Source organism: Flavobacterium sp. GQ95, from assembly GCF_059758655.1.
The window spans coordinates 264,987-279,933 of the sequence record NZ_JCAXEB010000004.1 but is presented as its reverse complement, the minus strand read 5'-3'; the positions used below and the strand labels follow the sequence as shown (position 1 = coordinate 279,933).

The 14,947-nt window shown below is 34.3% G+C and carries 13 protein-coding genes; 3 read left to right on the top strand and 10 right to left on the bottom strand.

The window, feature by feature from the left end; all coding sequences use genetic code 11:
- Nucleotides 1–47 precede the first annotated feature (47 nt).
- The 7 genes from AC6CH4_RS10650 to truA form a co-directional block, all read right to left on the bottom strand.
- Nucleotides 48–437 carry a DUF1801 domain-containing protein gene (locus AC6CH4_RS10650; RefSeq protein ID WP_498102761.1) on the bottom strand — a complete coding sequence of 130 codons (390 nt, stop codon included), beginning with the start codon at nucleotides 435–437 and terminating at the stop codon, nucleotides 48–50.
- Between the two features lie 273 nt (nucleotides 438–710).
- Entirely contained in the window at nucleotides 711–1,373 is a 663-nt protein-coding gene (locus AC6CH4_RS10645; protein WP_498102759.1) for a carbonic anhydrase, read from the bottom strand.
- Nucleotides 1,374–1,486: 113 nt separating this feature from the next.
- Entirely contained in the window at nucleotides 1,487–2,386 is a 900-nt protein-coding gene (locus AC6CH4_RS10640) for an arginase family protein (protein ID WP_498102757.1), read from the bottom strand.
- 142 nt (nucleotides 2,387–2,528) lie between these two features.
- Nucleotides 2,529–3,917: a dihydrolipoyl dehydrogenase gene (lpdA, locus tag AC6CH4_RS10635; RefSeq protein ID WP_056193919.1), complete on the bottom strand. Its 1,389-nt coding sequence runs from the start codon at nucleotides 3,915–3,917 to the stop codon at nucleotides 2,529–2,531.
- A 351-nt stretch (nucleotides 3,918–4,268) separates the two neighbouring features.
- Nucleotides 4,269–4,853, bottom strand: coding sequence for an NUMOD4 domain-containing protein (locus AC6CH4_RS10630; protein ID WP_498102755.1), 585 nt, complete (start codon nucleotides 4,851–4,853; stop codon nucleotides 4,269–4,271).
- A 144-nt stretch (nucleotides 4,854–4,997) separates the two neighbouring features.
- A complete protein-coding gene (locus tag AC6CH4_RS10625; RefSeq protein ID WP_498102753.1) occupies nucleotides 4,998–6,752 on the bottom strand; it encodes an ABC transporter ATP-binding protein in 1,755 nt (584 codons plus the stop codon).
- A gap of 88 nt (nucleotides 6,753–6,840) precedes the next feature.
- A complete protein-coding gene (truA, locus tag AC6CH4_RS10620) occupies nucleotides 6,841–7,575 on the bottom strand; it encodes a tRNA pseudouridine(38-40) synthase TruA (protein WP_498102751.1) in 735 nt (244 codons plus the stop codon).
- 373 nt (nucleotides 7,576–7,948) lie between these two features.
- Between truA and AC6CH4_RS10615 the strand changes: the two genes are divergently transcribed.
- Nucleotides 7,949–9,862 (top strand): SPFH domain-containing protein, encoded by a 1,914-nt coding sequence (locus tag AC6CH4_RS10615; RefSeq protein ID WP_498102749.1) that lies wholly within the window; start codon nucleotides 7,949–7,951, stop codon nucleotides 9,860–9,862.
- A gap of 233 nt (nucleotides 9,863–10,095) precedes the next feature.
- Nucleotides 10,096–10,590, top strand: a complete 495-nt coding sequence (locus AC6CH4_RS10610; protein ID WP_498102747.1) for a metallophosphoesterase family protein — start codon at nucleotides 10,096–10,098, stop codon at nucleotides 10,588–10,590.
- Between the two features lie 7 nt (nucleotides 10,591–10,597).
- On the opposite strand, the gene AC6CH4_RS10605 is transcribed toward AC6CH4_RS10610, so the two are convergent.
- From AC6CH4_RS10605 to AC6CH4_RS10595, 3 genes are all read right to left on the bottom strand, one after another.
- On the bottom strand, nucleotides 10,598–11,521 hold the full coding sequence (locus tag AC6CH4_RS10605) for a sensor histidine kinase (protein WP_498102745.1): 924 nt from the start codon (nucleotides 11,519–11,521) through the stop codon (nucleotides 10,598–10,600).
- 42 nt (nucleotides 11,522–11,563) lie between these two features.
- Nucleotides 11,564–12,226 carry a response regulator gene (locus tag AC6CH4_RS10600; protein WP_498102973.1) on the bottom strand — a complete coding sequence of 221 codons (663 nt, stop codon included), beginning with the start codon at nucleotides 12,224–12,226 and terminating at the stop codon, nucleotides 11,564–11,566.
- A 148-nt stretch (nucleotides 12,227–12,374) separates the two neighbouring features.
- Entirely contained in the window at nucleotides 12,375–12,791 is a 417-nt protein-coding gene (locus AC6CH4_RS10595) for a DUF4293 domain-containing protein (protein ID WP_498102743.1), read from the bottom strand.
- Between the two features lie 183 nt (nucleotides 12,792–12,974).
- Between AC6CH4_RS10595 and rho the strand changes: the two genes are divergently transcribed.
- Nucleotides 12,975–14,792 carry a transcription termination factor Rho gene (rho, locus tag AC6CH4_RS10590; RefSeq protein WP_498102741.1) on the top strand — a complete coding sequence of 606 codons (1,818 nt, stop codon included), beginning with the start codon at nucleotides 12,975–12,977 and terminating at the stop codon, nucleotides 14,790–14,792.
- The last annotated feature ends 155 nt before the right edge of the window (nucleotides 14,793–14,947 follow it).

Sequence of the window (14,947 nt, the reverse complement as noted above, 5' to 3'; positions counted from 1 at the left end):
TTGGTTGAGGTTAAATTTTTGACTATTATTAAATTGAGGTTATTTCATTATTTCAATCGCTCTAAAACGCCTTTGCGTTTGACAATGTTTTTATAATCCCATTGTATTGCTCTTGCTTTTTTGAGCCAACGTTCTACATCTTCTTTATTGATTTGTTCAGATGAAGTATAACGAAATTCAGCTGCTTTAAAAGAACCTTCATTGGACAGTTTTTCTTCCTCAAATGATTGTCCGCTCCAAAAGAGTAATCGAACATTGTTTTTTAGTTTACTATAACCAACAATCGGATTTCCATCTAAAAACCAAACCGGATGTGCGTGCCAGATTTTATTTTCTGCATCGGGTAAATTTTCATTTATTATTGCGGCAAGCTGATTACAGATTTCTTTATCTGAATCGCTTTGCAAATTGTTATAATCTTGTACGGCTGCATTCATAATCAATATAGTTTGTTGATTGATAGTAGAATTCTAAATCTAAAATACTCTTTTTTTATTACAAAAATTAAGAAAGAAATGTTCTTATAAAAACCGGACTGCGTGAGGGATAGAGGTAAGCTACCGCAGTAGCAGCGAAAGCCCGACACCACCCCGATAAGAGGGCGTATATGTGCAAAGAAAATTTGCCCTCTTATCGGGGTGGTGGCACGCCCAAATAAAAAATCCGACCTGCTTTCACAAATCGGATTCTGATATTTTATTAAACTTAAATTACAACTGAACTACTTTTCCGGTATGTACGTCATATCGCATAGCAATAATTTTTACCTGATGCTCTTTTACGATAGGATTGTCCTGAATTAATTTTATTGAATGTTCGATATTGGCGTTAATGGCTCCCAAATAGTTAGTTGCTTTTGGAGTTGTTTTATCCGCATCAATTTCTTCTTTTTCTTGTGAAATCGTTTCAACGATATTATCTATATGATTGAAATGTTTTTTATAAGAACCATCTTTATCATTAATATATGCTTTTATAGCACCACATTCTGTGTGCCCTAAAACAATAATCAACTTGGTATCTAAATGCTCGACAGCATATTCGATACTTCCCATGTCGATATCAGAAATTAAATTTCCGGCATTTCGAATTACGAACAGGTCCCCAATTCCCTGATCAAATACAATTTCAGGAGAAACACGGCTGTCTGAGCACGTAATCACAACTGCAAAAGGTTTTTGTCCGTCCTGATTGGCTAAAACTGTTTTCTTGCTTTGGCGTGGATGAGCTGATCTTCCGTTTAGAAATCTTTCATTACCCATTGTTAATTGTTCCAGAGAAGTTAATTCTTTCTCTTCTTTAACCTGAGTGTGTTTCTTGCAGCTAATTACAGAAAAAATTATAAAAGCAAATATTGCAATTTTTGTTTTCATTCGTTATTTTTTTAAATTATAAGTTATTCAATGCTCTATTATAGAACCGCGCAAAATTATTTTGCTTTTACACACAAATTAGCCATCAGAAGTTTTTATAGTATCAATTTAATTTATTTTTTAAATGAGTTGAAAGTGGCTGAAATATTGGCTACGAATTCTTTTGTGTATTGTCCGGTTGGGTCTAAATCGGGATCTAAAATGGTTATCTCCAGACCGCTTAGTTTTTCACTTTGAAACAAATAGGAGGTAAGTTCATTAAATTCAGTGTAAGTTAAGCCATCAGGTGTTCGACTGTCTACACACGGCATAATTGAATCGTTTAAGACGTCTACATCGATATGAATCCAAAATCCATCCAGATTCTTTGCTGCAATTTCTGAAAGAAAAGAATTGACACAATTTTCAATTCCTTTTTTTCTCAACATATCCAGACTTAAATAAGTGGCATTAGAATTCCGAATCTCATTTTCATATTCCTCATCATATTCGCGATTGCCTACGCACCACAGATTTTCTTCTTTGATATAAGGAGATAAATTGAGAATATCGCTTAATTTTTCATGCCCGTTTCCTGTAACAATAGAAGCTGCCATTCCGCCAACGCCACCGGTTTCAGACAAGGAAATATTCATAAAATCGGTATGCCCATCGAGATAAAATAACCCATAATTTCCTTTCTGTTTTAAAGCAATTGCTGACCCTAAAAGTATGCTGCAATCGCCGCCAAGTATAAAAGGGAATTTATTTTGAGTCAATAAATTATTTATTAAATAAGCTTGCTCTCTGGCATATTCAACTAAGGAATTTGCATTAAGAATTTGCGTTTTATGATCTCTAAGATTGGAATATTTAGGAGGATCAATCCTAATAATATCTTTATGCGGAATGAATTTATGCAAATTGTGTTTCCATAACCAGTCCGGTAACTTTTTTACCCCGGGCTCTTTTCCTGGCTGAGGTTCTTTTAAACCTAAATTTGATGGAAATTCAACAATGTATACTTCTTTCATAACCTTTTATTTATTGTAAAGTTATGAAAATAAAAAGGTTTGTTTTTTTGTCTTTGAAAAATCAATTGCAAAAAATCCGACTTGCTTTCACAAATCGGATTTTTAAATTGAAAATTATATGTAACCGTAAAACGGTTTTGTATTACAAGTGAATTACTTCGCCGTAAGCATCAGCAACAGCTTCCATAACAGCCTCGCTCATTGTTGGGTGAGGGTGAATAGATTTTAAGATTTCATGACCTGTAGTTTCTAGTTTACGGGCTACAACTGCCTCAGCAATCATATCTGTAACACCAGCACCAATCATATGACATCCTAACCATTCTCCGTATTTTGCATCGAAAATTACTTTTACGAATCCGTCAGGAGTTCCGGCAGCTTTCGCTTTTCCTGAAGCTGAGAATGGGAATTTACCAATTTTTAATTCGTATCCTTTTTCTTTAGCTTGTTTTTCAGTTAAACCAACAGAAGCAATTTCAGGAGTTGCGTACGTACAACCAGGAACGTTTCCGTAATCGATTGGGTCTACGTGCAAACCTTTAATTTTCTCCACACAGTTAATTCCTTCAGCAGAAGCTACGTGAGCTAGAGCCTGTCCTGGAGTAACATCTCCAATTGCGTAGTAACCAGGAATGTTAGTTGCGTTGTAAGCGTTTACTAAGATTTTATCTCTGTCTACAGCGATTCCAACTTCTTCTAAACCAATGTTTTCAATATTAGTTTTGATTCCAACTGCAGAAAGTAAAATGTCAGCTTCAAGAACTTCTTCTCCTTTTGCAGTTTTAACAAATGCTTTAACTCCTGCACCAGTTGTATCAATACGTTCAACAGATGAGTTAGTCATAATCTTAATTCCGGCTTTTTTCAAAGAACGCTCAAACTGTTTTGAGATATCTTCGTCTTCTACAGGAACTACGTTTGGCATAAATTCTACAATAGTAACGTCTGTTCCCATTGAGTTGTAAAAGTGAGCGAATTCCACTCCAATTGCTCCGGAACCTACAATAATCATAGATTTTGGCTGCGTTGGTAATGTCATTGCCTGACGGTATCCAATAACTTTTACTCCGTCTTGTGGCAAGTTTGGTAACTCACGAGAGCGAGCTCCGGTTGCGATGATAATGTGATCAGCGCTATATTCAGTTACCTTATTATCTTTATCTGTAACGTCAAGTTTTTTACCTGGTTTTAATTTTCCAAAACCTTCAATAACGTCAATTTTGTTTTTTTTCATCAAGAACTGAACTCCTTTGCTCATTCCTTCAGCAACACCACGGCTACGTTGTACAACTGCAGGGAAATCTTTATCGAATTCAGAAACTTTTAATCCGTAATCTGAAGCGTGTTTTAAATAATCAAAAACCTGAGCTGATTTTAGTAACGCTTTAGTTGGGATACATCCCCAGTTTAAACATACACCACCAAGGTTTTCTTTTTCAACTACAGCTACTTTAAAGCCTAATTGTGAAGCTCTAATCGCTGTTACATATCCGCCAGGACCACTTCCTAAAACAATAACGTCGTATTTCATTTTTTTGGTTTTTAGTATTTATAACCGAAAATGAGGTTTATATTTCCGAAACTCACTCTTCGATTTTTCTTTTGTTATTTGTGTTTGCGAATTTAAGGATTTATTTTAAAAAACACTTTAAAATTTATTTTTACCCATACTGATTTTGACCTTTTCACAGAGATTCTGATAAAAGTTATAGAAAAAAGTAAAATGAAGTTTGTTTTGTAGCTTTTTTTAACAAAAATGCAGGAAGGTTAGAATGAGAAAATTAGAGAATGAGGAAATTAGATAAATTAAAAATTGCTAAATGTAATACTTAACTTTTCAGTTGCATATCACATTTAGCAATTCATAACTTATAATTCATAATTATACTTTCACATGCCCCCAATTTTCTCCGCTGGCAATTCGTCTGATTTGCATTTCGCTTACGCCGAATTGTTTGGCAATCATTTTCAAACGTGTTTTTTGTTCTGGTCGTGCCAGAATTTTCTTGATTAGCATGACTTTAGTCGTAGTTAATTTTCGTCCGTCTGCTTTTAGGTTATGTTCGATAAGATTTTTCTTTGCCTGAATCACACGTGGGCTTTTGCGGCTGTGCGCCATCATTTCGGCTTTTGTTGCCCAGCGTAAATTGCTTACATCGTCATTGCTTCTATTGTAGTCTAAATGCAAAACATAAGTCTGTTCTTCAGAATCTTTCGGAAGAAAATATTGGGCAACTAATTTGTATAAAAACAGGTATTTGTTGACTATTTTGTCGTCTTTTTTGACTTTGAATCTAAAGGTAGGATAACCATCACTCAAACCGCCTTTTAGGATGCGGCCGTTTTCAATTTCGTCAGTAAAGCTTATTAAACGGCCTCTGTTTGAAATGGCGTAACGTAATTGTAATGAAGCATTTATTTCTATTTCTTTGAATTGTTCGTTTGGGTAAAATCTGTTTTGTGGCATTTTTCTTTTACATTTGATTTCTATTATCTCAAAGATAAAAAAACCAAAAGTTAAAAAAGTTACATAATTTCCACAGAATATTACATTTATGATTCCTATAACGCTAATTTAACTTTTTTAAGAACTTTTTTAGCATTTCAAAATCTAGTTCGCAACCGAAAACTGTGAGTCGTATAAATTTTTGTAATAACCTTCTGCCTTATTTAACAATTCCTGATGTGTACCCTGTTCTACAATTAATCCTTTGTCCATAACAACAATTTTATCTGCATTTACAATTGTTGCCAATCGATGCGCAATAATAATAGAAGTTCTTCCTTTGGTAATTGTTTCTGTAGCACGCTGAATCAATTCTTCTGAATAGGTATCAATAGATGAGGTCGCTTCATCCAGAATCAAAATACTTGGGTTACTCACATACGAACGTAAAAAGGCGATTAATTGACGCTGTCCTGAGGACAGCATTACACCACGTTCTTTTACATCAAAATCGTAATTATCAGGCAAACTCATAATGAAATCGTGCACGCCGATTTTTTTCGCAGCATTCAAAACCTGTTCGTGGGTAATTTCCGGATTTTGTAAAGTGATATTGTTGTAAATGGTATCAGCAAATAAAAACACATCCTGCAAAACCACGGCAATTTGTTTTCTTAAGGAAGCCAAAGTATAGTTTTCGATATTATGTCCGTCAATAAAAATAGTGCCGCTATTGATTTCATAAAAGCGATTCAACAAATTAATTATTGTCGATTTTCCGGCTCCGGTCGAACCTACTATGGCAATGGTTTGCCCTGAAGAAACAGATAAATCAATACCTTTAATTACTTCTTCTTCCGGAATATAACTAAAACGCACGTCCTTAAATTCGATACTTCCGTCAAAAATTGGCGCTTCAAGCGTTCCGGTATCCTGAATGTGATCTTGCGTATCAATAATATCAAAAACACGATTAGCAGCAATCATTCCTAATTGCATCTCGTTGAATTTATCCGCAATCTGACGAAGTGGATTGAATAACATCCCGATGAACATCGTATAAGAAAACAAATCTCCAAAAGTTGTAAAATGATCGCCGTTCAGGATTTTAAATCCGCCATAAACTACAACTAATCCTAAAGTGATGGACGAAATAATATCGGCAATTGGGAAAAATATCGAGTTGTATAAAATCGTTTTGATCCATGCAACGCGGTGTTTATTATTGATGTCTTTAAAATTTTCAGCTTCGATTTTTTCACGGTTAAAAAGCTGTACGATTTTCATTCCCGTAACGCGTTCCTGCACAAAAGAGTTCATATTGGCAATCTGTGTACGAACTTCTTCAAAAGCAACCTGCATTTTGCGTTGAAAAATTCGGGTAATATAAACCAGGATTGGCATCGCGACAATTACGATCCAGGTCAGTTTCCAGTTCATATAAAACATAAAAATCAAAACAACCAGCATTTTCATCAAATCACTTATAATCATAAATAATCCCTGACTGAAAATACGAGCAATTGATTCAATATCTGAAACGGATCTTGTAACCAATTGTCCAACCGGAACCAAATCAAAATATTTCATTCTGAAACTTAAAATATGTTTGAAAAGTTTGGTACGAATGTCTTTTACAATATCCTGACCTAGCCAGTTGGCCCAATAGACAAAATAGAATTGAGAGAAAACCTCCATCAAAAGCACCACTCCCATCAAAATAATGTACATCAATAAACCATGTTTATCATGTGTTTTGATATAGCCGTCGACCGTTTGTTTTAATAAATAGGGACGAAGGGCCGCAAAAATCGACAGTGAGACTGCGAAAATAATAACGCCGTAATAGCGCCATTTATAAGGCTTTGTATATGTTAAAATTCGTTTGAATAATCCAGTATCGAATGCTTTTGCTTTCATTTGTTTTTTTGCTTTAAGCTATAGGCATTAAGCTTTAGGCTTTTTAATAAAGGCTTAATGCCTATAGCCTATAGCTTAAAGCCTAAAGCTATAAATAATCGTAATCAATTTCGGTTAAATATAAACCATGTGCCGGAACCGAAAAACCCGCTTTTTCTCTGCTTTTACTGGCAATAATGTTTTCAAAATCGTCTAATGAAATTTTGTGCAATCCAATATTTACCAAAGTCCCAACAATAGAACGAACCATATTTCGTAAAAAACGATTCGCTGAAATCGTAAAAATCAGTTTATTATTTTCTTGTTTCCAATGAGCCTCAAAAATCGTGCAATCAAATGTATTGACATCTGTATTTACTTTCGAAAAACATTGAAAATCGGTATGATTCAGTAAAATTTTCGCAGCTTCATTCATCAAAGCTACATCTAATTTTTGATTAAAATACCAGCTCAATTCCTCCAAAAACGGATTTTTAACAGTATTGATATGGTATTCATATGTTCGTTTTGTAGCATCAAAGCGGCAATGGGCATCATCATGAACTAATATCAAATCAAAAATTGCGATATCTTTTGGGAGATAGGAGTTTAGTTTGTGTACTAAATTCGGAACATCAATTTCAGTTTCAAAATCAAAATGCCCGTACATTTCCTGTGCATGAACTCCAGTATCAGTTCTTCCGGCGCCCATAACATTTATAGGAGCATTTAATAATACCGAAAGCGCTTTGTTTAAAGTTTCCTGAACAGAAGCCGCATTCGGCTGAAATTGCCAGCCATGGTAATGTGTTCCGTTATAAGCAAATTGAATAAAATATCTCAAAGTATAGGTTCAAAGGTTCAGAGAGGCAAAGGTACAAAGGTTTTTTTGAAGTTGTAAGGTTCTGAGATGCTAAGGTTCTGAGATTTTCTTTTTTAAAACTTCTAAACTTTTTAATTTTCGTATTTAACGAATTCAAAAATACTTAGCAGCTTAGAATCTTAGCAACTCGGAAACTCGACAGAACTGTTAAAACCCAAAATACCAATCATAGTTTACACAGCAAAAAATCGTGTCAGAAATTGACAATTCCAACGATAGAAAATCAATTAAATTTTAACTTTTTTTGCTAAAAATTATCAAACGTTAATTTTCAAAATATTTCATTTTAACAGAAAGTATTTCTCCTATGTTTGTAATCTAAATATCAAAAACTATGAATGAAATTACTTCTTACTGGTGGATAATTTTAATCTTATTCTCCATTATTTTTTACAAATTTATTTTACGCGTTTTCTTCGGAATGGTAATGGTTCCAGAGGATAAAATTGGTCTTGTGACCAAAAAATTCGTTTTGTTTGGAGCCGACAGGTCGCTTCCGGATGGTCGTATTATTGCGACAAAAGGAGAAGCCGGTTATCAGGCAAAAACGCTTGCCCCGGGTTTGTACTGGGGAATGTGGATCTGGCAATATTCAATCGACATGTCTGGGTTTACAGTTATTCCGGAAGGAAAGATTGGATTGGTTTTAAGTAAAGACGGACAGGAAATTCCAACCGGACGAATCTTAGCCCGAAAAGTAGACAGTGATAACTTTCAGGATGCTACTTTTTTCTTAAACAATGGCGGACAAAAAGGACGTCAGACCGCTTTTATTACGACAGGTTCGTATCGTATTAATACATTTTTATTTGAAATTGTTATTGCAGACCAAATCAAGATTTATGAGAACATGATTGGTATTGTAACAGCTTTAGATGGAGAACCAATTCCACAAGGACAAATTGCCGGTAAGTTTGTTGAAGGCCATAATAACTTTCAGGATTTTGACAAGTTTTTAGATTCTGGCGGTAATCGTGGATTGCAGCCTCAGGTAATGTTGGCCGGATCGTATTACATAAATACATGGGGAATTTTAATTGAACAAAATCCAATGACGGATGTACCAATTGGCTACGTTGGAGTTGTGATTTCTTATATTGGAGAAGATGGACAAGATGTTACAGGCGATACTTTTAAACACGGAAATATTGTTTCAAAAGGGCAACGCGGTGTTTGGATGGAACCACTTGGGCCAGGAAAATATGCATTGAATAAATACACAACGAAACTAGAGCCGGTTCCAACAACTAATTTAGTTTTGAACTGGGCTAATGCCAGAAGTGAATCGCATGATTTGGATAAAAATTTGTCTACAATTACGGTTCGTTCAAAAGATGGTTTCCCTTTTAATTTAGATGTTGCTCAGATTATTCACGTGCCCGCAGCTGAAGCGCCAAAAGTAATTGCCCGTTTTGGAAGCATGAATAACCTGGTTTCTCAGGTTTTAGAACCGACAATTGGTAACTATTTCAGAAACTCAGCTCAGGACAGCGATGTGATTTCTTTTTTAAGTACCAGAAAAGAACGTCAGGAATCAGCTAAAAATCATATTAAATTAGTGCTTGACGAATATAACGTAAATGCTGTTGATACTTTGATTGGAGATATCGTTCCGCCAGATTCATTGATGAAAACTTTAACGGATAGAAAATTGGCTGAAGAAGAGCAGAAAACGTATCAAACCCAAAGAATGGCGCAGGAACAGCGTCAGGGAATGGAGAAAGAAACTGCGATTGCCGATATGCAAAAAGAAATAGTTCGTGCATCGCAAAGTGTTGAAATTGCACAAAGAACTGCAGATGCAACGGTTAAAAAAGCAGAAGGGGATGCAACCAGTTTAAAATTGAATGTAAACGCTGAAGCGGAGGCTACAAAAATGCGTGCTAATGCCGAAGCCGAAGCAACCAAAGCAAGAGCCGGAGCACAGGCAGAAGCAACTAAACTGAACGCAAGTGCCGAAGCAGAAAGAATCTCAAAAACAGGTTTGGCTGAAGCAGAGAAAATTATGGCAATTGGTAAATCAACAGCCGAATCGTATCAATTGCAGGTTAGCGCAATGGGAGGTGACAACTTTACCAGATACAAAGTTACCGAGGAAATTGGTAAAGGAAATATCAAAGTAATTCCGGATGTATTAATTTCTGGAAACGGTGGTTCTGATGGTTCAATTAGCGGTCTGTTAGGATTAAAGCTAATGGAAATGATGGATACAAAAGATTCTAAGGATGGTAAAAATTCTAAGAATTAATAGCTGTTTATAATCTAGAATATTAGATGTAAAATGTAAAACATACAGCAGTCCTTACAGGTTTTAAAAACCTGTAAGGACTAACATCGAATAAAAAAATCCGATTTGCCAATGCAAATCGGATTTTTTTATAAAAAAGCTTAGTCCCGAAGCCTCGGGATAGCACTTTAGAATCTTAGTAACTTTAAAAAAAATCTCAGTACCTTAGCACCTTAGAATCTTAGCCTCTTACAATGACAAAAATCCTTCTCCTTTCTGATACTCATAGTCATATTGATGATACTATTTTAAAATATGTGGCTTTGGCCGATGAAGTTTGGCATGCAGGAGATATTGGAGATTTGCATGTTACCGATACCATAAAAAAGCTAAAACCTTTGCGTTGTGTGTACGGTAATATTGACGGGGGAGAAGCACGAATGGAATTTCCGTTACACAATCGATTTTTATGTGAAAATGTTTCGGTTTGGATTACACATATTGGAGGTTATCCGGGAAAATACAATCCGGCGATTAGGGAAGAAATGACTTTAAATCCTCCTAAGTTATTTATCTGCGGACATTCACATATTTTAAAAGTAATGTTCGATAAAAAGAATAATTTACTGCATATGAATCCCGGGGCGTGCGGGAAAAGTGGTTTCCATCAAATGCGTACGATGTTGCGATTTGTAATTGACGATGATAAAATAAAAGACCTGGAAATTATTGAAATAGGGAAAAAATAAGCTTTTTTTAATGCTGATGAGGTAAAGGGATCTTTATTTTTATTGTGGTTCCTTCATTAGGATTAGAAGTAATATCAAAGCTTCCTTTAAATTTTTTAATTCGGGCTCTTATCCGGTTAAGCCCAAAACCTTCATCTTTTATTTTTTTTGTTTTGAACCCTTTTCCGTCATCGTGAATCCTTAGAATAAAATGATTGTTTTTTTCTTTTAGTCCTATTTCGGCTTTTTTTGCCCCGCTATGTTTTATGATATTATTACAAAGCTCTGATGTGATAAAATAAAGTTTCATTTCGAATTTTTCAATGTATCTTTTTTCTGTTGGAATTGTAGTTGCAAATTCAAAAGTGATACTTGAATTTGAATTTCTTTCGCATAAATCTTCCAAGGCATAAATCAAACCAAAACGCACCAAAAGACTAGGAACCAGTTCGTGTGACATATCACGCAAAAGATCATGAACATCGGCCAAAATAACTTTGGTTTTCTGAATTTCACCAGATTCTATATTGTTTTGATTGGTGAAAACATTTAAGTGCAATCCCGCAGATGACAACAAGGAATTAATGTTGTCATGTAAAAATGAAGCGATTTTTTTACGTTCTAATTCCTGCGTGTCGATTCCGGAATTTATAACATCTAATAGTATTTTTTGCTTGATGTCTTTTCGTTTAATTTTCTGTTTTAATTTAGTATTCTGATAAAAGAAATAGAATAAAAAAAAGAGGATTATAATAAGAACAATAGATAAACTGACTACTTTTTTATTTCTTAATTGTTCGTATTTATGAAGTTGAGAGGCATTGAGTTCTTTTGTTTTTTTAATGGATATATTGCTTTCTTCTTTTGAAGGTTCTTTTTGCGGACTATAAACAGTACTTTCACTAGATGAAATGAAGAAAATAAAAAGAACTAAAATTCTAATGAAAGGCATAATCAGTAGTTGTTAAAACTAATTTTATTTTTTCTGGCTGATTCATGGATTAATCAAATGGTTTTTTAACGCATATTTGACCAGACCAATGGTGTTTTTAGTTTGCAATTTTCTCATGATGTTTTTTCGATGTGTTTCGACCGTATTAGTGCTGATAAAAAGTTTTTCACTTATTTCTTTTCCAGTATATTCTAATGAAATTAAAGTGACAATCTCAATTTCCCTTGGACTCAAAATGGGGTTTTCGATGTAAATATTTTTATTTAATTTGGGATTATTATGTGTGAAAGTGTTGAAAATTTTTTCTCTTACGGCATCAGAAAAATATTCTTGTCCCTGATAAACAATCTCGATGGCTTCAATAATATTTTTGCCTGCACATTTTTTGGTTAGATAACCTTTTGCGCCAAATTTCATTACTTCTTTAATGATTTTTAATTCATCATAGCTGGATAAAATAATGACTTTGCATGGACTTTTATTTTTATTAAACTCCTGTAAAACTTCGATTCCGTCTTTTTGAGGCATGCTGATATCCAAAACTAATATATCAGCATTATTTTCAATGACATCGTTGTGTACTGTAGTGCCATTCAAAGAATTTCCAACGACTTCAAAATTGGGAACTGTCTGTAATAAATTGGTAAGACCATCAATGAGTACCTGATGGTCATCTGCAAGATGTATTCTTATTTTGTTTGTTATCATTGTTTTTGGAAATGAAAAAGCAAAATTAGAAAGAAGATATCTTGTTAAACTGCCTCAATAAAGTCACAGTATATCATTTTAAGCCACAAAAAAACCCGAATATAAATTCGGGTTCTCTTCGCACAAAAAAATTAAGTTTATAGGTTTATCTCAAACGGTCAACAGATTTTACGAGATCTTCATCCTTCTTGATGGCTTTATTAGCTAACACTAATAACACGATAGTAACAATCGGTAGAAACATCCCAATACCTTTCTCTGAAACAATATTACTTGTCTCTCCAGATAAGTTTAGTGATCGATATACAAATAATCCTAATAAAATTAAATTTAATATTATGTTCAGTCTGCCCATTACAAACTGATTTTGTCTTTTTTTGTATGAAATAATGCTGATAACAGTAAGCATTGTACTTAGACCTAAAAGTATAGTATAAACCTGGTCTTGCATAAAATAGAATGCTTTTCCTGTATTTAATGTCCAAAGCGGAATAAAAAACATTAAAACCCCTGTAATAACAAAGGTAAGAAGTAAATATACGGTTTGAATTCTTTGTATCATGGTCTAAAATTGTTTTACAAAAATATATTTTCTTTTTTATAAATACTATTGTATGATTAAATTTTATTCGTATTATTGCATCATAATACCGTAAGCACTTCATACTGCGGTCAATTGAAAACAATTATCTACCTATTCTTTTTACAGTATTTCCTTTAAAATAATTAAATTCATAGAATATTCATGTTTGATATTTCTGCATTAAAAGAAATGAAGCTTTCTGAGCTTCAAGAAATAGCTAAGTTAGCTAAAACTATAAAGTTTAATGGCGTTAAAAAAGAGACTTTAATCAGTCAGATTTTAGCACATCAGGAAGCGACTGAAAAGCCGCCTGTCAATGTTGCGCCCCAAGCAGAAATAGTGGATGATAAACCTAAAAGAGCAAGGATTCTTCCGGTTAAAAAAGCAGCAATTAGTAAAAATGCTCCTGTTTTAGAATTTGATAAAGTAGAGGATACAGCAGAGAAAATAGAGGAAACACCTGAAAAAGTGGTTACACCTAAAATTTCAAAACCCAACACGAAAATTCAACCGGTTCCACAAGTTCAGGAAGTTGCAGAATCTGCACCGGTAGAGAAAAAGGGTCCGAAAATCGTAAAGTTTAATAAATCAGCTTACGAGAAAAAGGTAGCTTTACAAAAGGAAAAAGAAGTTCCGTCTGAAGAAATAACTGAGACTGAAGCTGAAACTGTAGCTCCGGCTCCGGTAGCTGAAAAAATTGAAGGAACTGCTCCGGTAAAAAAGATTAATCCAAATCAGATTAAAAATCCAAATCCGAACCAAAACCCAAACCAGAATCCAAATCAAAATGGAAACGGGAATAACGGAAACCAAAATCCAAATCATAAAAATAAAAAGAATAATTTCAGAGATTCAGACTTTGAATTTGATGGAATTATTGAAAGTGAAGGTGTTCTTGAAATGATGCCTGACGGATACGGTTTCTTACGTTCATCAGATTATAATTACTTAGCCTCTCCGGATGATATTTATTTATCAACGTCACAAATCAGGTTATTCGGTCTTAAAACCGGAGATACTGTAAAAGGAGTGGTTCGTCCTCCGAAAGAAGGCGAGAAATTTTTCCCTTTAGTTCGTGTACTAAAAATTAATGGTCACGATCCGCAGGTAGTTCGCGACAGAGTTTCTTTCGAACACCTGACTCCGGTTTTTCCTTCTGAAAAATTCAAATTAGCAGAGAAAGGAAGTTCTGTTTCAACCCGTATTATCGATTTATTTTCTCCAATAGGAAAAGGACAACGTGGTATGATAGTCGCACAACCGAAAACCGGTAAAACAATGTTGCTAAAAGACATTGCCAACGCGATTGCAGCCAATCATCCTGAAGTTTATTTAATCGTTCTTTTAATTGATGAACGTCCTGAAGAAGTTACAGATATGCAAAGAAGTGTTCGTGGAGAAGTTATCGCTTCAACTTTCGACAGAGAACCACAAGAACACGTGAAAATTGCAAATATTGTTTTAGAAAAAGCAAAACGTTTAGTAGAATGCGGACATGATGTCGTAATCTTACTAGACTCAATTACACGTTTGGCAAGAGCTTACAATACTGTACAACCAGCTTCCGGTAAAGTATTAAGTGGAGGTGTTGATGCTAATGCATTACAAAAACCAAAACGTTTCTTTGGAGCAGCCAGAAATGTTGAAAACGGTGGATCATTAAGTATCATCGCAACAGCATTGACTGAGACTGGTTCTAAAATGGATGAGGTTATCTTCGAAGAATTTAAAGGAACCGGTAACATGGAACTTCAATTGGATCGTAAAATTGCGAACAAACGTATTTTCCCTGCAATCGATCTTACATCTTCAAGTACACGTCGTGATGATTTATTATTAGACGAGAAAACACTACAAAGAATGTGGATTATGCGTAAATATCTATCGGATATGAACCCGGTAGAATCTATGGATTTTGTAAACGAACGTTTCAAGAAAACCAGAAATAATGAAGAGTTTTTGATTTCTATGAATGACTAAAAAAGATGCTAAAGTACTAAGTTGCTAAGCTTCTAAGTTTTTTTTGAGATTAAACTAAATGATATAAAAAAAGGGATGAGTTTTAAAACTCATCCCTTTTTTGTTTTTCTTAAGTAGAAGCTAAGTTTCTCAGAACCTTAGCAACTTAGGATCTC

Coding starts and splice junctions, on each gene's coding strand:
- AC6CH4_RS10650 (WP_498102761.1), bottom strand. CDS start 437: ATGAATGCAGCCGTACAAGATTATAACAATTTGCAAAGCGATTCAGAT.
- AC6CH4_RS10645 (WP_498102759.1), bottom strand. CDS start 1,373: ATGAAAACAAAAATTGCAATATTTGCTTTTATAATTTTTTCTGTAATT.
- AC6CH4_RS10640 (WP_498102757.1), bottom strand. CDS start 2,386: ATGAAAGAAGTATACATTGTTGAATTTCCATCAAATTTAGGTTTAAAA.
- lpdA (WP_056193919.1), bottom strand. CDS start 3,917: ATGAAATACGACGTTATTGTTTTAGGAAGTGGTCCTGGCGGATATGTA.
- AC6CH4_RS10630 (WP_498102755.1), bottom strand. CDS start 4,853: ATGCCACAAAACAGATTTTACCCAAACGAACAATTCAAAGAAATAGAA.
- AC6CH4_RS10625 (WP_498102753.1), bottom strand. CDS start 6,752: ATGAAAGCAAAAGCATTCGATACTGGATTATTCAAACGAATTTTAACA.
- AC6CH4_RS10615 (WP_498102749.1), top strand. CDS start 7,949: ATGAATGAAATTACTTCTTACTGGTGGATAATTTTAATCTTATTCTCC.
- AC6CH4_RS10610 (WP_498102747.1), top strand. CDS start 10,096: ATGACAAAAATCCTTCTCCTTTCTGATACTCATAGTCATATTGATGAT.
- AC6CH4_RS10605 (WP_498102745.1), bottom strand. CDS start 11,521: ATGCCTTTCATTAGAATTTTAGTTCTTTTTATTTTCTTCATTTCATCT.
- AC6CH4_RS10595 (WP_498102743.1), bottom strand. CDS start 12,791: ATGATACAAAGAATTCAAACCGTATATTTACTTCTTACCTTTGTTATT.
- rho (WP_498102741.1), top strand. CDS start 12,975: ATGTTTGATATTTCTGCATTAAAAGAAATGAAGCTTTCTGAGCTTCAA.